This is a genomic window from Pseudoalteromonas sp. UBA2102 (assembly GCF_002331165.1).
Lineage (GTDB): Bacteria > Pseudomonadota > Gammaproteobacteria > Enterobacterales > Alteromonadaceae > Pseudoalteromonas > Pseudoalteromonas atlantica.
Window position 1 is genome coordinate 1 of record NZ_DCYU01000134.1, and the last position, 22,971, is coordinate 22,971.

The window sequence follows — 22,971 nt, forward strand, 5'->3', positions numbered from 1 at the left end:
ATTGGCTCAATCATGCTAACAACTGCATCGGCTGTGTCTTTTTTCAGGTGACCATACATTTTATCTTCATACTCTGGCACTAAGTCTTCAATTGAGCGCTTAGTGGCTACGCTTAATAAAGTAAGTAAATTAGAAACGCCTGGCTTTTCAGTGCGGTCAAAGTAAATACGCGCTTGCTCGTCTGAATCGGTTACTGCTTTTTTAAGCTTTTTCTCAATCTTTTTAGGCTCATCTAATAGCATGATATAGCCATTAGGGTTTTCATCAGACTTAGACATTTTTTTGAGCGGATCTTGAAGGCTCATTACGCGTGCGCCAAATTCTGGAATATATGGCTCAGGTAACTTAAATACGTCACCGTATAAATTATTAAAGCGTGTCGCTATATCACGCGTTAACTCTAAGTGCTGCTTTTGATCATCCCCTACCGGTACTTGGTCTGCTTGGTATAATAAAATATCCGCTGCTTGCAATACTGGGTACGAAAATAAACCGACGTTTACATTGTTAGCATGCTTAGATGACTTGTCTTTAAACTGAGTCATGCGGTTAAGCTCGCCCATTTGTGCGTAACAATTTAGCACCCATGCTAACTGCGCGTGTTCTGGCACTTGCGACTGTACAAATAAGGCCGATTTTTCAGGGTCTATGCCACATGCCGCATATAACGCTATACCATCTAATACGCGAGAGCGAAGAAGTTCAGGCTCTTGGCGAACAGTAATCGCGTGTAAATCAACAAGCATAAAGAAACTTTCGTGGTCTTCCTGTAGCTTTAGCCACTGGTTAATAGCGCCAACATAGTTGCCTATTGTCATACCACCGGTTGGCTGAATGCCACTTAAAACTACTGGTTTACTCATGATTTTCCTTTACTGTTTAGTTAATTAAAAATTTTAACGCTGTGTTAGTGTTGGTATTATATCTAAGAAGTTATCGCATAGGTACTGTGGATTATAATCCTCAAGATTTTCGCCTTGGTTATAACCATAATCCACCGCAATCACATCAATTTTAGCGGCATGTGCTGCCAATATATCGCTTTTTGAATCGCCAATCATAATAGCCTTACTCGGCTCAACATTCAGCTTGTTACATGCATACAATAAAGGCGCTGGTGAAGGCTTTTTAGCCATATCGTCTCCACACACTATCACTTCAAAGTGACTGGTAAGGGAAAGCTTATCAAGTAGTAGCTCGGTAAATAGACGCGCCTTATTAGTAACAAGTGCTTTTGGCATGCCCCGCAAAGCACTGAGCCCTGTTTCTACATGCTGATACAACACACTATACTTGCCCACTAGCTGCTCATAATGTTGGTAAAATAAGGCAATGGCTTTTGCACTAAGCGCTTCATCTAAATGTTCGCTAATTTGCATATCGCCGCTGAGTGCACGCTTGACTAGGGTTTCAATACCGTTGCCTATCCAGCTTTCAACCAAGCTTTGGCTAACAATAGGAAACGCTAAATCACTCAGTGTTAAGTTTACTGCTAGGTATAAATCGTAAACGCTATCAACAAGTGTGCCGTCAAGGTCGAACAAAGCTACATCATATTTCATTACTTTACGTTTCCTAACTGCTCACGCATTTGATCAATAACAACCTTGTAATCAGGCTCATTAAAAATAGCAGACCCTGCTACAAACATATCGGCACCTGCTTGCGCTGCTGCCGCTATGTTATCAACCTTAATACCACCATCTACTTCTAGGCGAATATCACGACCCGACGCAACTATACGCTGCTTAGCTTGAGCTAGTTTTTCAAGGGTGTGGGGAATAAAGCTTTGGCCGCCAAAGCCTGGGTTTACCGACATTAATAAAATAGTATCTAGCTTATCAATAACGTGATCGAGGTAGCTAAGGCTAGTGGCAGGGTTAAATACTAAGCCTGCTTTACAACCATGGTCTTTAATGAGCTGTATGGTGCGGTCTATATGCTCGCTGGCCTCAGGGTGAAAAGTAATTATTGATGCGCCGGCCTCTGCAAACAAAGGGATTATACTATCGACTGGTTTTACCATTAGGTGCACATCTATAGGTGCTGTTACACCGTAATCTCTAAGCGCTTTACACACCATAGGCCCAATAGTGAGATTAGGCACGTAGTGATTATCCATGACATCAAAATGTACTACATCAGCGCCTGCAGCGAGTACTTTATCCACATCTTCGCCTAATTTTGCAAAATCGGCTGACAAAATAGAAGGCGCAATTAAGTATTTTTGTTCAGGGTTTAACATAGTAATCCGTCAATCAGTAAAGTATGCCTTAATGTACCGTAAATGCTAAGGTTTCCCAAGTAATACACTGTAAATTAGGCATAACTAAAAATATCGATTTAAATACATAAGTATTTATTTATAAAAAGCTTTAGGGCGTGTTGAGCTTTAGTGGTTGAGTTTTAGGCAGCATGTTTAATTTTTGGTCAGGCCGTGAGTAGGATACACAAGCCATGCTTACATGATACAAGTTATTAGTTTACGCAAGAGCAGTTATTGTGCCCACTCGATTACAACCCTCGGGTCGCGATTTAAAAACTCTTAGCTTGAGAGCACACTTTAACTCGCAAGTTTCAACAGGCCTTAGCTATTACAGATAAATATTAGTTTGTTATTTATACAGCTTTTGTTATTATTAAAGGAGTAACTTAATTTTAGGCTAATATTATGCGTGCATTTAAAACAGGGATCTTAATTGCGTCGGCATTGTTATTTATTGGAGCATTTAGTTTTGCGCCAAGTTCTGAGCAAGATTTAAGCTTAGTTAGCAATTGTCAGCATCAGGCAAGTAGTAAAAACACTTCAAACACCTTAACGTGTGCGAAAGTAGAAGAAGACTCATCGTGGTTTTCGTGGCTAACAGGCGATAGCCGCAGTGCGCAGTTTCATTATTTAGATTTATTAGAGCTATTAACTAGCTCAGAAGACGCTAAGAATACGCCTTCAATAAAACCTCTATTTTAAATAATGCTGCACTTTATTAGCGCGTTGCAAAGTGTGCTAGCAGCATTTTTTGGTGTGCAATCAGAGCACAAACGCCAAGCCGACTTCCAGCAACACTCCCCTCTTTTTATTATTGCTTTAGCTGTGCTGTTTTTTGTTATTTTTGTAGTGACAATTTACGCAGTGGTTGCTTGGGTGCTAAATACATAGCCATTAACTCGTCGACCTTGTTGCGTGATCCACCTTTAGGGCTGATAGTACGTTTTACCTGAATTTTACCAAGTGTAGCTTGGCTATAAATTTTTCGCGTCCATACGGTATCGTGGTTAGATATAAGCACTGGGGTATTGTTTTCAAACGCGGCTTGCTCGGCTAAGTTTGCCAAGTTTGCTTGATCGTCTAAATTAAACCCGCCTTTAGCATAAGAGGTAAACGACGCTGTTTTACTTAGCGGCACATAAGGAGGATCGCAATAAATAACCGCATTGTTTGGCACAAGCTTAAACACATCATCATAGCTTAGGCAGGTAAATGTGGCTTTTTGTGCTTTTTCGGCAAAAAAGTACATTTCTTTTTCAGGAAAATAAGGCTTTTTATATTTACCAAATGGCACGTTAAAAATGCCTTTGAGGTTATACCTACACAGCCCATTGTAACCATGGCGATTCATGTATAAAAAGAGCATTGCGCGCTCATACACATCACTGCTTTTATTAAACTGTACACGGTATTCGTAGTAAGCGTCTGGGTGGTTATTTAAATCAACAAATAGTTTTTTAGAGTCACTTATAAACTCATCAGGCGAGCGCTTGAGCTCTTTGTATAAGTTAATTAAATCAGCATTGATGTCGTTGAGTAAATAGTGTTTAAAATTACTATTTAAAAATACCGAGCCTGCACCTACAAAAGGTTCTACCAAGGTTTCAGCGTGTTTGCTGGCTTGAGATAAACGTGCATTAATATCTTCAACTAGGCTGTATTTACCGCCAGCCCATTTAAGGAAGGCTCTACTCTTTTGTTGCATTGGTTCTTAACTTCAATCTGCTGTAGCGCGATTTTACACTAAAGTGAGTCAGTTTACTGATCAAGTCGTGCAATTTCTTGTTTTATTTTGCTGATTTTTTTATAAAAAGGCTTGTTCTTTCTAAGCGCACTCGACAAGGCAGACAACGCACTTTTAGCATCAGCGAGTGATGCATAACTGCCAATAGTAACCACCCACCACACTTTATTATTTCGCTTAGTTTGATATACCTTAGCGCGCTGGCTTAAATTATGTTCAATAATAAACTCACGGGTGATTTTTTCCTGTGTAACGGCTAGCAGCTGCACAGTTGTATTATTATCTGGCTGAGCTAAATACCAAGCGTTATCGGATACGTTATTTGAGATTTTAGGCTGCGGGCTTTCTTTATCGTCACTTTCAATTGGCTCAATAGTCTCAGGAGTGTTTAAGCTTTGTGGTAACGCCTCGCTTTGCTCACTTTGAGCGCTTTGTTGAGCCTGACGCGTTAAACTTTGCATTATCGCCGGCACATCGTTTTTATGGGGCGCTACATTACCTTGTGATTTATCGCTGACCGGCTCTAAAGGCAAATCCGCTTTTGATATATCAGAATTATCATTACTGACTTCTTTATCTGCGCTTGGGATAGCGACAATTTTAGAAGCAGGAATAGCGGTATCTATGTCCTGGCTTTGTTGATTTTGATAGTACGTTTGCCACCACTGGGTCATGTCATTTTTATACAGCAACCCAATGATAAGTAGCATAATTATAATTAACAACGAGATTAAGTGTACTCGCCACGACACTTTATCTTTTTTTACAATATCAGCCACATGCTCCGTTGGTTGCCATGCTAATAATAAGCTGGGGTTGCCATTCGCTTCATTTAAAAATGCGCTAAATACGGGGTCTTCATCGTACGGTAAATTAGGAAAATACCAGCTCATTAGCTGTTTAGATTCATGTGCAGATAAAGGCTCTAAGTAAATTTCAACGGCATTATTAATAGCTAGCTTTGATTGCGAAGCTAGCATGATATAAAGCGTTACAGGGCTGTTTTTGGCAAGTAACTCTAATTCCTGTAATAGCTCTTCAGATAGGTGCCTTGCATTATCAAGCACCCACAAACAAGCCTCACACGGCTGCTGCTGCAACAATTGGTAAAAGTTTTCACTTAACGATAAATCGTGATCAATCAGCGGAGAGTTAAAGCTTTGCTCTAATATATCACTCATCAGTGATACATCATTTACACTGGCACTTACTTGTACAAATGCTTTATTAAAACTGTTGTATTTGTCGGTGATGAAGGTTTCGAGCATATAACTTTTGCCTAGGCCAGAGGTGCCTAGTAATACAATTAAGTTTTGCCCGTATTCAAATTGCAGAGCGATTCTATCCACCAACGCCGCACGGCTTGGTAAAATTTGCGCCTGCATTATTGCTCGATTAACGCTCTAACTTGGTCGTCTGATACGTCATCTACCAATGCGCATTGACCAAATTGAGTAGGTAAAATAAAGCGGATAGTGCCTTTTTTATTTTTTTTGTCTTTACGCATATGCATTAAAAACTGCTCAGCAGTCATTTCACTTGGGATCTCAGTCGGTAAATTATAAAGCTTGAGTAGCGTTACAATTCTATCTACCTCAGTTTGCGATAAATCACCGCGTGTATGCGCTAATTTAGCAGCAAGTACCATTCCGGTAGCAACAGCCTCGCCATGTAGCCATACACCGTATCCCATTTGCGCTTCAATTGCATGCGCAAAGGTATGCCCTAAGTTGAGTAATGCACGAAGGCCATTTTCTTTTTCATCTTGCGCCACGATAAGCGCTTTAATTTCACAACATCTATAAATAATATGCTGCAAACTTGCTTCATCTAGTTGCTGTAGCTTTTCTACATTTTGCTCAATAAAAGCAAATAGCTCGGTATCGTAAATTAAACCATACTTAATAACTTCGGCCATACCCGCTGCAAATTCGCGCGCCGGTAAAGTGTGAAGTGAATTAGTATCAATAAAAACCGCTTGCGGCTGATAAAACGCCCCAATCATGTTTTTACCCAGTGGGTGATTTACCGCTGTTTTGCCCCCTACAGAGGAGTCAACTTGTGATAGTACCGTGGTCGGAATTTGAATAAACGGTACACCGCGCTGATAACATGCAGCAACAAAACCTGTTAAATCGCCAATAACGCCGCCACCTAGTGCAATTAAGCATGTGTCTCGGCCGCAATTATTTTGCAATAAAAAAGCAGATATTTTCTCAAACCATTCAAGCGACTTGTATTGCTCACCATCTGGAATGACAAAAGAAAGAGGGTCTAGATCAGCTAACGAATCAAGCAGTCCTTGTAAATATAAAGGCGCAACTGTGTCGTTAGTGATAATGATAGGCCGACAATCACCAATGTGGTGAACAAGGCGGCCATTATCTTGAAGTGCAGATTGACCAATAAAAATAGGATAACTTCGCTCGTCCAAATTAACAGTTAATTCAAGCATGCTTTGTTATTTCCTTTATTATTGGTTTTTAAAAATCTAATTTCTCGATGATTTGGTTAGCAACAACTTTAGCGCTTTGCTCATCGGTGCGTACAACAAAATCGGCAACTTCTTTGTATAGTGGCTCGCGTTCTTCTGCTAAGCGCTCTAGTACATTACGAGGTGCTTCTTCAGTTTGCAGTAATGGGCGACGCTTGTCGCGTTGCGTGCGTGCAACTTGCTTTTCTATAGGTGTCTCTAGGTATACAACGATACCACGAGCCGAAAGCTTGTTTCGAACTTCTTTACTCATTACTGAACCACCACCGGTTGCAAGTACAATACCTTGCATTTCGGTTAAGTCGCCAATAACAGATTCTTCACGAAGTCTAAAGCCTTCTTCACCCTCAAGATCAAACACCCAGGCAATATCTGCACCGGTACGGCGTTCGATTTCTTGATCAGAATCGACAAATTCAAGGTGTAATTGGTCAGCGATGTGACGACCAATCGTGCTTTTGCCAGCCCCCATGGGGCCAACTAGAAATATATTACGTTTCTCAGCCATATCTTTTAGTACAAACGAACTCTAAAATTTGAAATAAAACCCCGCCTAACGACCTGGCCCCAAAATTAAGGAGGGGATTATCTCAGTAATTGGCCGGGTATTTCAAGTCTATTACAATAAAAAGCCATATAACGAGCAATTATTATCAATAAACACTCGTTGACGAACATAAAACCACTAAATTTTAATCTATTTGTATTTTCGGTGTCACGAAAATAAGTAATTCACGTTTCTCATTAAACTCGCTGGTGCTCTTAAATAAGCGTCCAACATATGGAATATCACCAAGTACAGGTACTTTATTTGTGGTATTAATTATTTGCTGCTGAAAAATACCACCCAGCACAACGGTTTGGCCGTTATCAACCAGCACTTGTGTTTCAATTTGTTGAGTGTCTATCGAAACCGCTTCACCTGTTCCGGTTTGAACCGTTTCGCCACGAGTATCTTGTGTAATAACTAAGTCTAAAATAACTTTGTTATCAGGCGTTATATGCGGTGTAACCTCAAGGCTCAATACCGCTTTTTTAAAGCTTACAGTAGTAGCACCACTTGAGGCTGATTCGGTATAGGGGATTTCAGTACCTTGCTCAATACGTGCTTTTTGCTGATTAGCTGCAGTAATGCGCGGGCTCGCAATAATCTCACCTTTATTTTCTTCTTCTAAAGCACTAAGCTCTAAATCAATTAAAGTGCCATTAGCCAACTTAGCTATGTGTAAACCAATACTTGCCGCAGGGTTAGTAATAGGTAGGTTTACATTAAGACGGTCTGATAAATCAGGAATAGTGCCATTTGAGATAGACTCAGCTCCTTCAAGCGAGCCAGATATACCATCACTATCTTGTTGATCACTAAATCCCCAACGCACGCCTAAATCTTCTGTGACGTTATCGCGCACTGTTACCATACGTGATTCAATAACAACCTGTTGCACTGGAATATCGAGTGTTTCAATCATACGACGAATACTCTCAATGCTCTTCGCTGTATCTTTAATAAGTAATGTATTGGTACGCTGGTCAACCGATACACTGCCTCGGGCAGAAATGATGCTGTTAGTATCGGTTTTGAGTAAATCCGCAAAATCTTCAGCCTTAGCGTAGTTTAAACGAATATACTCACTGTAAAGCGGCTCTAAATCCTCGACCTTTTGTTTTGCTAGTAAATCTTTAGCTTCACGTGCTGCGAGCTCTTCAGCTGGCGCAACCATCAATATAGAGCCATCCATACGCTTATCAAGGCCTTTAATACGCAGTACAACATCTAAAGCTTGATCCCATGGAACGCCATCTAAACGAAGCGTAATATTGCCGGTTACGGAGTCACTCGTTACTAAGTTAAACTCGTTATAACCCGCTATGATTTGCAGTACAGCTCTAACCGAAATATCTTGGAAGTTTAAGGTCATTGGACGACCTTGATATTCTTTGCCGCCATCTAAATAGGCATTTTGCGTTTCATCTTTTTCAATGGTTAACGTTAAAATGTTATCTATTTGCTGGTAGGTAAAGGTAAAAGCAGCATTAGGCTCAATAACTACACGGCTTAAGCTATCTTCTTTAAAGGTCTCAATGGTACTTACTACAGTACCAAAATCTAGCACATCTAATTCATACAGTAAGTCATCTAAAATATCTGTGTGATGAAACTCTGCAATTATTTTTCCACCACTTTCATGTACTTCTATTGCAGCTTGCGTGTCTTGTAAAAATACTAAAACTTTTGCTTCGCCTTTTTCACCACGACGAAAATCAATAGATTGAATCCGATTAATATAAGCGCTTGAGGCATCATAACTATTGCTGCTTTCATCAGAAGCTTGCTCAGTAAGCGGGTTATCAGATACGCGCAACGACACTAAGTTATTATTAACTTGTGTTTCGTATATTTTTAAACGCTCTAAATTTACCGTAACTTTTAAGCCTTGCTCTGTCAGTACGCTGCTTACACTGTTAATACCTGCGTGATCGACCGGCACATTTTCAAGACCCTGTTCTAGTTCTGCACCATCAAATAGCATTTCTATGCGCGCTGGTGTGTTGTGTACTTGAATTTTAGGTTGTTGTGTTAGCTCTTCGTCAAATACAAGTTGTAACTCTGTCTCGCCTTTTAGCAAGGGGTTATAACGTACATCATAAAGTAGCGGCGCTGCACTGGCTGTTTTTGCAACAAAAAGAGCCAATATGACAAATAACACCGTTTGAAAACGATGATGCCAAAGTACATCCTTATGCATGTGTGTTTTACCTTTTTTATTATTAATTTGCGCCATTATTTGCCGCCTCTAACATTTCCAATTTAGTCAGCCGCTCTTTCCAACAACCCGACCCATCAGGGATTAATTCAACTAGTTCTACATAATCACTACTTACAGACTTAACTTTACCGTCATACGTCCCTAAGTAATTATTTACCGTTACCCTATGCAGCGTTTCATCCGCTGCGGTGATCAGTGCCCACATTTGCCCGTTAGAGCCTAATGTACCTTTCATTGATAGGTTATCGAGCGGGTACTTTTCTAGTGGCTCTCTCACTCTATCAGGGTCAGGGTGTAAACAATTTTTAATTTGCGTTAGTTTATTTTGAATAATTTCAGGCTGCGGAGCCACAAAAGGACTACGTAACTGCGATGCATTATATTCAAAATGTTCAAACTGCGTTAATTCAGGTATTTCCTCAACTTTAGGCGTGGTGCTGGCCTTAACTTGGTCAATAAATTCTTTTTGCTCCGACGTATCGTCGTTACAACCTGCCAACAATAAAACTGATAATGATAATAAAGGGACTAATCTCACTTTTTAACCCCTTCTTCATAACGATATGTTTTTGCTACCACACTGAATGTTAGTTGCTTTTCGCCAGATGATACAATCGAAAAGTCGTGTAAACTTACAATTCGTGGTAATTGGGCTACTTTTCCTACAAATTCACCAAATTCATGGTAAGTGCCTATTACTTCAATTTTTATTGGCAGCTCAGTATAAAACTCTTTTTCGACTTCAGGTAACCAGCCAATTTTCAAAAATGTTAAACCGCTAGTAGTACCTACATAAGATAAATCGTCTAACAGGCCTGGGGTTTCATTTGAGGTAGGTAATCGCTTTAGTAGTTGTGAAAACTTATCTTCCATTTCAACCATTTGCTGGCGGTATATATCAAGCTTACTGGCTACGGCATACTTTGTTCTGTAGGTACTGCGCAGCTCTACTTCTTTAGCTACCGCGCTGTGATAGCTGTCTATTTCATCAGATACCAATAGGCTGTAACTAAAAAACAACACTAAACCGGCTATAAATAAGCAACAAATTGCTTTTACCGCAACGGGCCACTCGCCAATGTTGTCGAGCTCAATTTCATTCCAATCTATTTCATTTAAGGCTTTTAAATCAAGGTTCATCACTTACCTCACCAATTTCATCAAATGGTTTTACGTAAAACTCCATATTAAAATCACTGAGTAACCGTGATGTTTGATCGCCTGCCACAATGCCTTGCATGGTAGGTCTTTCTAATAAATATGAGCCTTGCACCTGACGCAGCATAGTAGATAAACGATTGTTTGATTCACTGCGCCCTAGCACATGTATTTGACTGCCGCGGCGCTCAAGCTTAGTTAAATACACGCCTTGAGGAACAATTTTAGCTACTTCGTCCATAATTTGAGTACCTAAATTACGGCTGCTTTGTAGCTCTTCAATTAATCGCATACGTTGTTGTAAATTTTCTTTTCGCTTATCAAGATTTCTAATTTCACTGATTTTTTTATCAAGCATGCTGATTTCTGAGCTTAAATAATTATTTTTTAAATTTTGGCCATCTTTTAAACCCGCGTAAAAAGAGCTAAGTAAGTACATACTTGCAAAACAGCCAATAACAACCGCAACTAAAATTGTTATAAATTTCTTTTTTGATTCTTCACGCTGTAGCTCTCGCCACGGCAATAGATTTATATGTGGCATGATGAAAAGCTCCTTAATGCCAAACCAGTAGCAATTGCAAACTGCGTTCTATTTCGCTGCATTACATTTCTGTCTACTTTTGGCGAAACTTCCATATTTGCAAATGGTTCAGCCACCACAGCATGAATACCTAGCTCTTCAATTAACAACCTATCTAAACCGTCAATCATCGATGTACCGCCGGTTAGCACAATATAATCTACTTGATCTTTACCTGTAGTTGTTAAAAACATTTGTACCGCACGGCGCACTTGTTGCAATAATGATGTTTGAAACGGTGCCAGCACTTCAAAAGTATAATTAGGGGGTAAGTCACCCGTTGTTTTGCCTATTTCAGCCTCATCAAAGCCTTTGTTATAGTAAGACACAATGCTGTTAGTGTATTGGTCGCCACCAAACACTTGGTCACGGGTATAAATTGTTTCACCTGCTTGAACAACACTCACCAACATTAAAACAGCGCCAATATCTACCACAGCAACACACTTATTAAAGGCGTCACTTGGTAATTGCTGATAATACACATCCATTGCTCTACTTAACGCATAGCTTTCAACATCAACCACTTTAGCGGTTAAGTTTGCCGCCTCAAGTGCGCCCACACGGGCTTCAACACTTTCTGTACGTGCAGCAGATAACAACACATTCATTTTACTCGGGTCGGCTTCGTTGGTAGAGAGCTTTTCAAAATCTAAACTCACTTCATCAAGGGGGTAAGGTATTAAGCTGTCAGCTTCTATTTCAATTTGCGACTCTAATTCAGCGTCGCTTAATGAAACATCCATAAAAATAACTTTAGTGATAACGGTTTGCCCTGATACAGCCACTGCCGCTGATTTTAAAGATTTTGGTAGTTTTCTTTTTAATTTTGTAATTATGTTACCAATTGCTTCAATATCCTGAATAGAGCGCTCGCTCATTGCGCCTTTTGGCATAGGTTCAATTGCAAGTGCTTCTAGTCGAAATCCCGTTTCAATTTCACTTAAAAGCACTGCTTTGATTGAGTGCGATCCGATATCAATTCCGACCATCGCAGTGGATGGCTTTTGAAATAGTTGACTTAGCATGTTTGCAACTTGACCTTTGTTTTAATAATAAACAAGTTATAATTTTTTTAGTAAAAAATATTATTCATTTTTTAATCAATATATACTAGCAGTCTAAACTCGCAATTGGGAGTCCATTTAGGGAAATATAAGTGATTTTATTAAAACGAACATTACAATTTTTTATCATTTGCACGTTATTTGGTCTGATCACTTTAATCAGCCTTTATTATTACGTTAAACCTGATATCCCCAGTGTGCAAGTTTTAAAAGACGTGCAATTACAAACCCCTATGCAAGTCTTTACAAAAGATGGACTCTTAATTAATCAATTTGGTGAAAAACGCCGCATCCCCATCACTATAGACGAAATTCCCCAGCCTTTAATTGATGCTTTTTTAGCAACAGAAGACAACCGTTTTTATGACCATATTGGTATAGACCCTATTGGTATTGTCCGCTCTGCTATTGTGTTAATTTCAACAGGTGAGAAAAAACAGGGCGCGAGTACCATTACTATGCAGCTTGCTCGTAACTTCTTTTTAACACGAGAAAAAGCGTATATTCGTAAAGTTAAAGAGATTTTTATAGCTCTACATATTGAAAGTGTATTAACAAAAGACGAAATTCTTGAGCTGTATCTTAATAAAATAGAACTAGGTAATCGTGCATTTGGTATTGGGGCTGCTGCTCAAGTTTACTATGGTAAAGAGCTAAAAGACCTCACTCTTGCACAAATGGCAATGATTGCCGGTTTACCTAAAGCCCCTTCGGCGCTTAACCCAATTCGTAACCCAATTAGAGCTAAAGCACGTCGTAATGTAGTGCTTGGTCGCTTACTTACTGAAAACTATATTACGCAACAGCAATACAACGATGCGGCTAACCAGCCTATCACTGCTTATTTTCACGGTGCCGAGATAGACCTTTACGCCCCTTATATCTCTGAGATGGTTCGTGCTGAGATGGTTGAGCGCTACGGTGTAGAAAAAGCATATAACTCTGGCTTTAAAATATTTACCTCTGTGGAGTCTAAAGTTCAAAAGGCTGCGCAAACAGCTTTAGTTAATAATTTACATAACTATGATATGCGTCATGGCTTTCGTGGGCCTGTAGACGTGTTGTGGGATCCAGAAACACAGCCTGCCTTAAGTGAGCAGCAAATTATAGAAAAGCTAAAACCTGTTAAAGAAATAGCTGATTTGCATGCTGGCGTGGTGTTAAATGTGGCAGAGAAAACCGCTGACGTTATTTTAAAAAATGGCCAGCGCACCACACTTGATTGGGATAATTTAAAATGGGCGCGCAAATACATTACTCGCTACCGCCAAAGTTTTGCCCCTAAAGCCGCTACTGACATTCTTACCCCTGGCATGCAAATATGGCTGCGTAAAAATGACGACGACAGTTACCTACTAAGCCAAATACCAGAAGCTGCCAGTGCACTTGTTTCACTCGACCCACAAGATGGTCGTATTAAAGCTATAGTAGGCGGTTACAGTTTTGAGCAAAGCCAATACAACCGAGCGGTACAAGCTAAACGCCAAGTTGGCTCTAATATTAAACCCTTTATTTATTCTGCTGCGCTCGAAAATGGCTATACATTGGCCTCTATTTTAAACGACGCGCCAATAAACCAGTGGGATAAAAGTTTAGGTGTAGCGTGGCGACCAAAAAACAGCCCAGCAGTTTATAATGGCCCTATACGTATTCGCCGTGCACTTGCACAATCTAAAAACGTTATTTCTGTGCGCTTACTTCGCGGTGTAGGGTTACAACGCACCGCCGATCACTTGCTTAAGTTTGGTTTTAAAGATGCTGATATTAACCGCAGTGAATCGTTAGCATTAGGGAGTGCATCAATCACGCCATTAGAACTTGCTCGCGGCATGAGCGCATTTGCTAATGGCGGTCACTTAATTGAACCTTACTTTATATCTGAAATTCAAGATGCTTATGGCAATGTACTATTTAAAGCAAACCCGGCTCTTGCTTGCGATGAAGACGAGCTATTACCCGTCTCTCAAGCAGTGGATAGCTTTGCCAACAATAACCTAGATACCGACATAACAGATGATACAGCCACGCAACCACGTTGTGCACCACGTGTTATTTCAAAGCAAAATGCTTTTTTAATTGCTGAAGCAATGCACAGCGCAGTATGGGGTGGCGGTAGCTGGACCCATAAAACAGGCTGGAGCGGGACAGGTTGGCGTGCGCAAGCATTAGATAGACGCGATCTATCGGGTAAAACAGGCACAACCAATGACTCTGTTGATACTTGGTTTAGCGGCTTTAACCGCAATGTAGTAACGTCTGTATGGGTTGGTTTTGACAACCCAGGTAACTCGTTAGGGCGCTCCACCTATAATAACAACCTAGATAGCAGCCAAATCTCTGGTGCTGAATCGGGCGCCAAAACGGCACAGCCTGCTTGGGTTGATTTTATGAAAGTGGCGCTTGAGGGCACACCAGAGGCGCCAATAGAGCCTCCTGAAGGACTAGTTTCAATTCGTATCGATTTAAAAACAGGTTTGTTAAGTCATAAAAACGACTACACCAGTCGCTTTGAGTATTTTGAAAAAGGCACTGCGCCTACAAAATATGTACTGTCTCAGCCAACTGATATTTTTGAAGAAGATACAAAAACAGAAGAAGAGTTATTCTAAAAACAAAAACGGCAGCTTACACAAGCTGCCGTTTTACTATTAATATTTGCCTGCGCTATTTTAGGTTTTTAACTAACCAATATAAATCAGAGTGCACGCCCGCGGCGGTCACTTCTTTGCCTGCCCCAGGGCCTTGTATTACTAAGGCGTTTTCGTTGTACCACTGGCTATTAATAACAAAGATATTATCGCCTGGTGTTAAGTTAGCTAAGGCGTCCCCTTTAGGCGCGTAAGTTATACCTACCTTCGCCGATACTTTACCCTGCTCTAATGCCAATAAACCGGTATACCTAAGTACAGCATCTTGCGCATTTGCCGCATCGGCATGGTGTTTAATAAAGGCATTTAGCTTATCTTTATTCACTAAAAAGTCATCCCATGAACCTTGGGCTAGCTCATCAGGCATTAATGCTTGTAAGCTTATATCATTTAAATCTAATTCAATGCCAAGCTCGCGTGCAAGTATCAGCAATTTACGTTGCATATCGCGGCCCGATAAATCCTCGCGAGGATCAGGCTCTGTAAAGCCCATTTTTTGCGCTTCAAGAACAAGGTCAGAAAATGCCACACTGCCATCGTACCTACTGCATAGCCACGAGAGTGTGCCCGAGAAAACACCTTCAATACGGGTAATTTTATCGCCACTATTTTGTAAATCGGCCAACGCAAAGTTAATCGGCAACCCTGCCCCAACACTGGTGTTGTAGCGCCAATGCAAATTACGCTCGCTAATACTTTGGCGCAGCGCGTTATACCAATTAGATGCAGCAGTGCCCGCGTACTTGTTAGCACTTATTAAATGGCAGTCTCGCTCTACAAAGTCGGTGTATAATTGGCTAAATTGCTCGCTTGCCGTTATATCAACAACAACTTTGTGCTCGTAATCAAGTTCGTTTAATACACTTAATAAATCCGCCTGCTCATAAGCAACGGCATTATGCTGCCATTGTTTTTTCCACTGTCCGAGTGTAATACCCGAGGCATTAAATAGCATATGCTGCGAGCGAATTAAGCCAACTAGCTTAATACTATAGTCGTCCGACAATCGTTTAAATTGAGCATCTAGCTGACTTAAAAATTCATCGCCTACATTACCTAAGCCAGCCACAACCAGGGCAACTTCTTGGCCTTTATTAATTAATTTTTCGTGCAATAAACTAAGTACATCGCTTTCTATTAACTGATCAGTTAACAGCAATGTATAGCCTGTATCTTGATGAATAAAACGAGGGTGAATACTTTGCTGATTTAAAACCTCAGCCGCTAATGTACTTAGTGTGTAAACATCTTGCGTAGGCGCAACCACCGCGCAGCCATTTAAATTAGACTCGCTGATATTTGCTCGCCCAGCAAAATAACTCACTACTTGATGCGTTGCACCCGCGGGCACAACTAAGTATGTATCGCCGTTGTGTATAAAATGATGAAGGCTGTGCTGAATAAGCTGGCTAACATGCGCCACTTCTCCCGCGTTAAGGCCTTCAACGAGCAGTAAATCAACGTTTTGTAATGTAGTAATAAAACGTTTTTGCTTAGCTTTGCCTTGTTTTACAATATCGGTAGGAGCAGTTTGCACATCAAAACTACTACGTACAGCCAGTTTAATATTACTGTTTTTTAAAGGCGAAAGCGTTTTAGCATGTAACACAGGGTTACCCAATCGAGCTAATAAGTTAGCTTGTTCACGGCACACCTTGTTGTACTTAATCGCCTTTTCAACTTTACGTGGGTCGGCACTAAATACCCCTGGCGTATCAGTCCAAATACATACATTTTGTGCGTCGCAATAATTGGCTAATAAGGTGGCGCTGTAATCACTGCCATTGCGCCCAAGCGTAACTGTTTTACCATCAGCACTTGCTGCGATAAACCCTGTTACTACGTTAATTTTATTTGCATCAATAACTTGGCTGCATTGCTGTTTGTTTTGCGCATGCAAAAGCTCCCCGCTTGTTACACTAAACAGCGCTCTAGCATCATGAGCACACGCTTGAATGTTTAATTGCGTTAAATAGGCTGCTAATAATCGCGCAGACCACAGCTCCCCATGCGCCAGTAAGGCCGCCTCTTGTAACTGCTGCTTGCTGGCTTGCTCCGCTACATCACTTAGCTCTTGCGCTAACACAGCTAAAGCCGTGTGTTTAGCATCGGCTTTTAATAACTCTTCAATTAATGCCGTTTGGTGATTGCTCAATTGCAGCAAAATATCAGCAACGGCTTGCTTATCTTGTTGTTGATAACTTTGCCACAGCGAAACCAATGTATCAGTGGTTTTACCCGCAGCAGATACAACCACGCAATCGCCAGGCTGTGTGTGGCCAATAATTATTTTTGTCACACTTTGATAGCGCTCGCCCGAGCTTAAGCTTGAGCCGCCAAATTTATGTACACTTTTTACCATACTCAATCACCACAAAGCTGGATGAGCAGCCTGCTGCTTTACATCACCATTGGCATTGCCTGCAGCTTTACCAACACGCCCTACATTTTTATTTTGACCAGGTTTAACTAAGTTAAATACACGTTCAAAATCAGCCAGTAGGTCTTCTACATCTTCAATACCGACCGAAATACGAATTAGCGTATCGCCCACACCCGCCTCTAAACGTGCTTGAGCTTCCATACCTGCGTGAGTCATGGTCGCAGGATGACAAATTAAACTCTCAACCCCACCTAACGATTCTGCTAAGCTAAATTCTTTAAGGCTCGTTAAAAACGCCGCTGCATCATTCACATCGCCTTTAATATCAAAACTAACCATACCACCAAACCCAAGCTGTTGGGCTTTAGCAAGCGCATGTTGAGGATGCGATTCAAGGCATGGGTAGTAAACTTGGCTAACATACTCAGAGCTTTCTAGGTATTTAGCAATTGCCAGGGCATTTTCTTGGTGCTGTTTTAAACGCACATTTAAAGTACGTAAACCACGTAACGTTAAATAGCTATCAAATGGTGCGCCGGTAATACCAATGTTATTGGCCCACCAAGCAAGCTCATCACCAAGCTCTTGTGTTGCAGCAACAACTGCACCGCCTACAACATCAGAATGGCCGTTTATATATTTAGTGGTTGAGTGCACAACAATATCTACGCCAAACTTAATTGGGTTTTGTAATGCCGGTGATAAAAAGGTGTTATCGGCGGCCACTAATGCACCGCACTGTTTTGCTATATCCGTCACGGCTTTAATATCCGTTAGGCGCAGCACAGGGTTACTTGGTGTTTCTATCCAAATTAATTTAGGTTTAATGGTTAAAATTTGTTCTAGGCTTTCTGCTTTAGTTAAATCAAGTACTTTAAGTTTAAGCAAGCCGCGCTTTTCTAACGACGTAAATAAACGGTAGCTGCCGCCATAACAATCGTGAGGAATAACCAATGTATCATCGTTATTTAATAACTGTGTGGCTAAGTGCACTGCTGCCATGCCCGTAGCAGTAATAATTCCGCGTGCGCCACCTTCAAGTTCTGCTAAAGTGTCAGCTAAAATATCGCGATTAGGATTACCACTGCGTCCATAGTCGTATGCGCGCTTAGTATCAAAATCGGCAAACGAATAAGTCGTCGATAAATAAATTGGCGGTACAACGGCGCCATGATGTTTATCGGCATCAACCCCATTTCGTACAGCAATGGTTGCTTTGTTTTTTTCGCTCATATTCGTCACCTGATTAATTTGGATGTTTAGACGTCTAAAAGAGTAAGTTATCCATTATAATAAGTCAAAGCATTTAAAGCTCTAGATGGCTAAAAATAACAGACGCGTAAAACTTCAATGAGGCTGTATTTACTATTACAGCCAGCTTATTAAGATAGATTGCTATCTATTATTTGACTATCTTTTTTAAAACGATAGAATTTCACGCATATTTACACGCTTTTTACGCCGTGTGAGAAATTAATAATCTGAGGCAACGATACATCTTATGGCTAAATGGAATGGTGAGTATATTCACCCATACGCAGAACACGGGAAAAAATCAGAGCAAGTTAAAAAGATCACCGTTTCGATCCCGCTAAATGTATTAAAAGTATTAACTGATGAGCGTACACGTCGTCAAATAAACAACCTGCGTCATGCAACAAATAGCGAGTTACTATGCGAAGCGTTTTTGCATGCCTTTACAGGCCAGCCATTACCTAATGATGATGACCTACGTAAAGATAACGCAGAAAAAGTACCCGAAGAAGTTAAAAAGATAATGCAAGAAATGGGTTTAGAAGTGCCTATTTTAGACGAAGAATAAAACGTCTTTTTTTAAAAAAAAACCTCAGCATGCTGAGGTTTTTTTTGTTTAAGCGCTATATATTACGCCATATAATTTTCCGGTAAGTCAATTTGTGCCACGCCCGATTCAACAGCAGCAATAGCAACCGCCTTGGCTATACGTGGTAATAAACGCGGGTCCATAGGTTTAGGAATAATGTAATCTGCACCAAATTCGAGCTTTTCTACACCCGCTGCTTTTAATACTTGCTCAGGCACTGGCTCTTTAGCAATACTACGAATAGCTTCGACAGCGGCTATTTTCATTTCATCGTTAATGGCGCTTGCACGTACATCAAGTGCACCACGGAAAATAAACGGGAAACATAAAACATTATTAACTTGGTTAGGGAAATCAGAACGCCCCGTTGCCATAATTAAGTCTTTACGTGCACTGTGCGCAAGCTCAGGTGCAATTTCAGGATCTGGGTTTGAACATGCAAACACCACTGGCTTATCAGCCATTAGTTTTAGATCTTCAGGTGCAAGTAAGTTAGGACCCGATACACCTACAAACACATCAGCATCAGCAATTACATCTTGTAGAGTACGCTTATCTGTATTGTTAGCAAAAAGCTGTTTGTATTCGTTTAAGTCATCGCGGCGAGTATGAATAACCCCTTTGCGGTCTAGCATATAAATATGTTCGCGCAGTGCACCACACTTAATTAACAGCTCCATACAAGCAACCGCTGCAGCGCCTGCACCTAAACATACAATAATGGCATCTTCTATTGATTTGCCCTGCACTTCTAAGGCGTTAAGCATACCTGCCGCAGTTACAATAGCGGTACCGTGTTGGTCATCATGAAAAACCGGAATACTGCAACGCTCAATAAGTGCTTTTTCAATTTCAAAACACTCTGGCGCTTTAATATCTTCTAAGTTAATACCACCAAACGTGTCGGCAATATTAGCCACTGTATTTATAAAGTCTTCGGTGGTGCGATGCTTAACTTCAATATCAATAGAATCTAGGCCAGCAAAACGTTTAAATAAAAGCGCCTTACCTTCCATAACAGGTTTAGAGGCTAAAGGCCCCAAATTACCCAAACCTAAAATTGCCGTACCATTACTGATCACCGCAACCATATTACCTTTACCGGTATATTTATATGCATTGGCTGGGTCTGCTGCAATTTCGCGCACAGGCTCTGCAACACCGGGGCTGTATGCTAATGCTAAGTCTTGCACCGTTTCGGCTGGTTTTGTTAGCTCAATGCTGATTTTGCCTGGAACGGGGTGAGAGTGGTAGTGTAATGCTTGTTCACGAAAATCTGACATAACGCGATGGTATCCTGCAATTTAAGTTAAGTGAGAGGGAGTATGGGGCTAAGATACTCTTATTATTTTTAAATTCCAAGCAATATCAGGTCTATCCTGTTATATGCTATATCCGTTAATTTTAAGTGATTTATCAGCAACTTCGCTAAAAGTTATCAATATTAAACAAATAAAAATTCATTCAAAAAGTGCTTTTTGAGGTTCATTTTGCCCTGCCAATATTTTTGTAAAATAGCAGAATAGTAAAATAGTAAAATGCACCAATATGGCGCGTTTATCACCGTTAAAAACAAATATCGCCACGATAAGCACTTTTAGCAGCTTGGTTAAAAATTAACGTATAAAAAATATAGAGAAGAATTGAGAGTTTGTCTGCAAAGGTTTATGCATATTCAGAATAAGAACAGGAAATAGTTATGCACACGTAGTACGGCAACAATCGGTGATTTTTTAGTAAAAATGATGATTTTTAGACACAAAAAAAGCACCCGAAGGTGCTTTTTTTACTAAACAGCAATAATTACTTCTTGCTGCTAAGTGCACCGAAGCGCTTGTTGAAGCGATCAACACGGCCGCCAGTGTCTAAAATCTTTTGCTTACCAGTGTAAAACGGGTGACACGCAGAACATACGTCTAGGTGAATGTCTTTACAAAGAGTAGAACGAGTTTCGAATTTGTTTCCGCATGAACATGTTGCAGAAATTGCTTCGTACTTAGGGTGAATACCTTCTTTCATAGGAACCTCTAGTTAAGGCCGCATCGCTCTCCAAACCCGAAGTCTGGCACCATACGTCGTTAAAACAAATTTATAGGCCGCGGATTTTATCCAACTAGCTTGCCCCGCACAAGCTTTAATTACGCTTTTTGCCAAAAAAGTAACCAACCAGCGCTACCGCATCCATTTGTATGTAGGTTTTTAGCCTTATTTTTAGTACATTAAGCTATTACCCTTTATCACATGAGTTGTTATGCGTTTTGTTGAAGTTGCTATTAAAGTTCCGTTACCACGCACCTTTGATTATAAAATAGATGAACAACTCATCTCGCCCTCGGCGCCTATTGTGCCAGGGATGCGTGTTTTAGTACCCTTTGGCAATCAAAAGAAAGTAGCGGTTGTTCTTGCTCTTAAAACGCATACCGACGTGCCAGAGAACAAAATTAAAGCGGTTACTGAGGTTATTGACCAAACCCCTATTTTATCATCACAGCATTTAGAACTGCTTAGCTTTACTGCACGCTATTATTGCTACCCGCTCGGCGAAACCATACACATTGCGCTGCCAGGTGCGCTTCGCCAAGGTGAAAACCCAGATAAAACCAGCATTAACATGATTAGCCTTACCGAAAAAGGCGCAAAGGTTCCATCGTTAAAAGCGAAAACTCAGCTAAATTTATTAAAGCAACTCGCGCAATCGGGTAAGTCGTCGATAACCGAGCTAAAAGCGCTCGGCTTTAGTAAAAAAACAATAGATGCCTTAATAGATAAAGAGCTTGTAACCCAAAGCATTGAGCATGATAATCAATGGCAAAGCGTTGCGCCCACAGTCGGCACCAAGCCAGTACTAAATAAAGAGCAAGCCGTAGCGTGCACTACAATAAATCAAAGTGTTGGCTTTAAGAGCTTTTTATTAGAAGGTGTGACAGGCAGTGGTAAAACCGAAGTGTATTTACAATGCCTAGAAGAAGTCCTTAAACGTGGCGAGCAAGCCTTAGTGCTGGTGCCTGAAATAGGCTTAACGCCACAAACTGTTAACCGATTTCGTCGTCGCTTTCCCGATACGCCAATTATGCTATGGCACTCAGCCCTAACCGATAACGAACGCTTGCAAACATGGCGTTTTTGCGAAAAAGGCAGCTGCGCAATTGTAATAGGTACCCGTTCGAGTATTTTTCTACCTTTTTTAAAGTTAGGAATGATAGTGGTTGATGAAGAGCATGACTCTTCATTTAAACAGCAGGATACCTTACGCTACCACGCACGCGATTTAGCCGCTTATCGGGCATTTCAGCACAAAATACCGCTTATTTTAGGCAGTGCCACCCCTGCGCTCGAAACACTGCACAAAGCTATAAACAACAAATACCAACTTTTAAGCCTTACAGAGCGCGCACAAACTGCGACCGATAATCAGTTTATGTTGCTTGATATGAAAGGCCAGCCCGACCAAGCGGGTATTGCACACGCAAGTCTTGCCACTATGCGCCAACATTTAAACCGTGGTAAGCAAGTTATGGTGTTTTTAAATCGTCGTGGCTTTTCTCCTACGCTAATTTGTCACGAATGCGGTTGGCTGAGTGAGTGTAATCGCTGCAGCACCAGCGCAACCTTTCATAAAGCCATTGGCCAAATGATTTGCCACCACTGTGGGGAGCAACACCCGGTACCTCACCAATGTCCTGATTGCGGTAGCACACAAATTTTTCCTAACGGTAAAGGCACCGAACAAATTGAAGAATTTTTATCGAGTGAATTCCCCGATACACCCGTAACCCGCATCGACCGCGATTCAACCCGCCGTAAAGGGAGCCTAGAAAAAGCCTTAGAGGAGATAAACCAAGGCGGGGCGCGTATTTTAGTGGGCACACAAATGTTGGCTAAAGGTCATCATTTTGCCGATGTTAGCTTAGTGCTTATTTTAGATGTAGATAGCGGCTTGTACTCGTGCGATTTTAGAGCCACAGAGCATTTAGCCCAGCTGGTAACTCAAGTTGCTGGGCGCGCGGGTCGCTCTGG

The 22,971-nt window shown here is 40.9% G+C and carries 21 protein-coding genes; 5 read left to right on the forward strand and 16 right to left on the reverse strand.

The annotated features are described in order from the left end of the window. From trpS to rpe, 3 genes are all read right to left on the reverse strand, one after another. The coding region (gene trpS, locus B2R65_RS17285; RefSeq protein WP_286744738.1) for a tryptophan--tRNA ligase at window positions 1–863 on the reverse strand (863 nt) is incomplete at its 3' end. Window positions 864–896: 33 nt separating this feature from the next. Then, window positions 897–1,562, reverse strand: coding sequence for a phosphoglycolate phosphatase (locus tag B2R65_RS17290; RefSeq protein ID WP_055254629.1), 666 nt, complete (start codon window positions 1,560–1,562; stop codon window positions 897–899). Then, on the reverse strand, window positions 1,562–2,245 hold the full coding sequence (gene rpe, locus B2R65_RS17295) for a ribulose-phosphate 3-epimerase (RefSeq protein ID WP_029771856.1): 684 nt from the start codon (window positions 2,243–2,245) through the stop codon (window positions 1,562–1,564). The genes B2R65_RS17290 and rpe overlap by 1 nt, the downstream gene beginning before the upstream one ends. Window positions 2,246–2,671: 426 nt before the next feature. Here rpe and B2R65_RS17300 point away from each other — a divergent pair, with 426 nt between their 5' ends. Further along, window positions 2,672–2,968: a hypothetical protein gene (locus tag B2R65_RS17300; protein ID WP_064386247.1), complete on the forward strand. Its 297-nt coding sequence runs from the start codon at window positions 2,672–2,674 to the stop codon at window positions 2,966–2,968. A gap of 3 nt (window positions 2,969–2,971) precedes the next feature. After that, complete coding sequence (locus B2R65_RS17305; protein ID WP_024032525.1) at window positions 2,972–3,157, forward strand: DUF2970 domain-containing protein; 186 nt, start codon at window positions 2,972–2,974, stop codon at window positions 3,155–3,157. Here the strand turns inward: B2R65_RS17305 and B2R65_RS17310 are convergent. The 9 genes from B2R65_RS17310 to B2R65_RS17350 all read right to left on the reverse strand — a co-directional run bounded on the left by B2R65_RS17310 (window position 3,105) and on the right by B2R65_RS17350 (window position 12,041). Further along, window positions 3,105–3,971: a Dam family site-specific DNA-(adenine-N6)-methyltransferase gene (locus tag B2R65_RS17310; protein ID WP_024032526.1), complete on the reverse strand. Its 867-nt coding sequence runs from the start codon at window positions 3,969–3,971 to the stop codon at window positions 3,105–3,107. The genes B2R65_RS17305 and B2R65_RS17310 overlap by 53 nt on opposite strands. A gap of 53 nt (window positions 3,972–4,024) precedes the next feature. Then, window positions 4,025–5,395 (reverse strand): AAA family ATPase, encoded by a 1,371-nt coding sequence (locus tag B2R65_RS17315; protein ID WP_286744747.1) that lies wholly within the window; start codon window positions 5,393–5,395, stop codon window positions 4,025–4,027. Next, a complete protein-coding gene (gene aroB / locus B2R65_RS17320) occupies window positions 5,395–6,465 on the reverse strand; it encodes a 3-dehydroquinate synthase (protein WP_024032528.1) in 1,071 nt (356 codons plus the stop codon). The genes B2R65_RS17315 and aroB overlap by 1 nt, the downstream gene beginning before the upstream one ends. Window positions 6,466–6,493: 28 nt before the next feature. Next, window positions 6,494–7,012, reverse strand: coding sequence for a shikimate kinase AroK (gene aroK, locus B2R65_RS17325; RefSeq protein ID WP_004589350.1), 519 nt, complete (start codon window positions 7,010–7,012; stop codon window positions 6,494–6,496). 184 nt (window positions 7,013–7,196) lie between these two features. Next, window positions 7,197–9,287: a type IV pilus secretin PilQ gene (locus tag B2R65_RS17330; RefSeq protein WP_024032529.1), complete on the reverse strand. Its 2,091-nt coding sequence runs from the start codon at window positions 9,285–9,287 to the stop codon at window positions 7,197–7,199. Then, window positions 9,274–9,810 (reverse strand): pilus assembly protein PilP, encoded by a 537-nt coding sequence (locus B2R65_RS17335; protein ID WP_024032530.1) that lies wholly within the window; start codon window positions 9,808–9,810, stop codon window positions 9,274–9,276. Before B2R65_RS17335 ends, B2R65_RS17330 begins: the two co-directional genes overlap by 14 nt. Next, window positions 9,807–10,412 (reverse strand): type IV pilus inner membrane component PilO, encoded by a 606-nt coding sequence (locus B2R65_RS17340; protein ID WP_004589347.1) that lies wholly within the window; start codon window positions 10,410–10,412, stop codon window positions 9,807–9,809. The genes B2R65_RS17335 and B2R65_RS17340 overlap by 4 nt, the downstream gene beginning before the upstream one ends. Then, window positions 10,402–10,974 (reverse strand): PilN domain-containing protein, encoded by a 573-nt coding sequence (locus tag B2R65_RS17345; RefSeq protein WP_024032531.1) that lies wholly within the window; start codon window positions 10,972–10,974, stop codon window positions 10,402–10,404. The genes B2R65_RS17340 and B2R65_RS17345 overlap by 11 nt, the downstream gene beginning before the upstream one ends. Further along, on the reverse strand, window positions 10,962–12,041 hold the full coding sequence (locus tag B2R65_RS17350) for a pilus assembly protein PilM (protein ID WP_004589345.1): 1,080 nt from the start codon (window positions 12,039–12,041) through the stop codon (window positions 10,962–10,964). The genes B2R65_RS17345 and B2R65_RS17350 overlap by 13 nt, the downstream gene beginning before the upstream one ends. A gap of 131 nt (window positions 12,042–12,172) precedes the next feature. Here B2R65_RS17350 and B2R65_RS17355 point away from each other — a divergent pair, with 131 nt between their 5' ends. Continuing rightward, window positions 12,173–14,689, forward strand: coding sequence for a penicillin-binding protein 1A (locus tag B2R65_RS17355; protein WP_286744760.1), 2,517 nt, complete (start codon window positions 12,173–12,175; stop codon window positions 14,687–14,689). A 55-nt stretch (window positions 14,690–14,744) separates the two neighbouring features. On the opposite strand, the gene metL is transcribed toward B2R65_RS17355, so the two are convergent. Together metL and metB are read right to left on the reverse strand one after the other, a co-directional pair. Then, the gene (gene metL, locus B2R65_RS17360; RefSeq protein WP_286744761.1) at window positions 14,745–17,090 is read right to left on the reverse strand and encodes a bifunctional aspartate kinase/homoserine dehydrogenase II; all 2,346 of its coding nucleotides are present in this window, start codon (window positions 17,088–17,090) and stop codon (window positions 14,745–14,747) included. Window positions 17,091–17,096: 6 nt separating this feature from the next. Then, entirely contained in the window at window positions 17,097–18,344 is a 1,248-nt protein-coding gene (gene metB / locus B2R65_RS17365) for a cystathionine gamma-synthase (protein ID WP_286744762.1), read from the reverse strand. 268 nt (window positions 18,345–18,612) lie between these two features. Here metB and metJ point away from each other — a divergent pair, with 268 nt between their 5' ends. Continuing rightward, entirely contained in the window at window positions 18,613–18,933 is a 321-nt protein-coding gene (gene metJ / locus B2R65_RS17370; protein WP_004589341.1) for a met regulon transcriptional regulator MetJ, read from the forward strand. A 62-nt stretch (window positions 18,934–18,995) separates the two neighbouring features. Here the strand turns inward: metJ and B2R65_RS17375 are convergent, their stop codons facing one another. Then, window positions 18,996–20,237, reverse strand: a complete 1,242-nt coding sequence (locus B2R65_RS17375; RefSeq protein WP_029771819.1) for a malic enzyme-like NAD(P)-binding protein — start codon at window positions 20,235–20,237, stop codon at window positions 18,996–18,998. Window positions 20,238–20,757: 520 nt separating this feature from the next. Continuing rightward, window positions 20,758–20,973, reverse strand: coding sequence for a 50S ribosomal protein L31 (rpmE, locus tag B2R65_RS17380; protein WP_004589339.1), 216 nt, complete (start codon window positions 20,971–20,973; stop codon window positions 20,758–20,760). Window positions 20,974–21,205: 232 nt separating this feature from the next. Here rpmE and priA point away from each other — a divergent pair. Further along, window positions 21,206–22,971, forward strand: a 1,766-nt coding sequence (gene priA, locus B2R65_RS17385; RefSeq protein ID WP_286744764.1) for a replication restart helicase PriA, incomplete at its 3' end; no start/stop codon positions are given.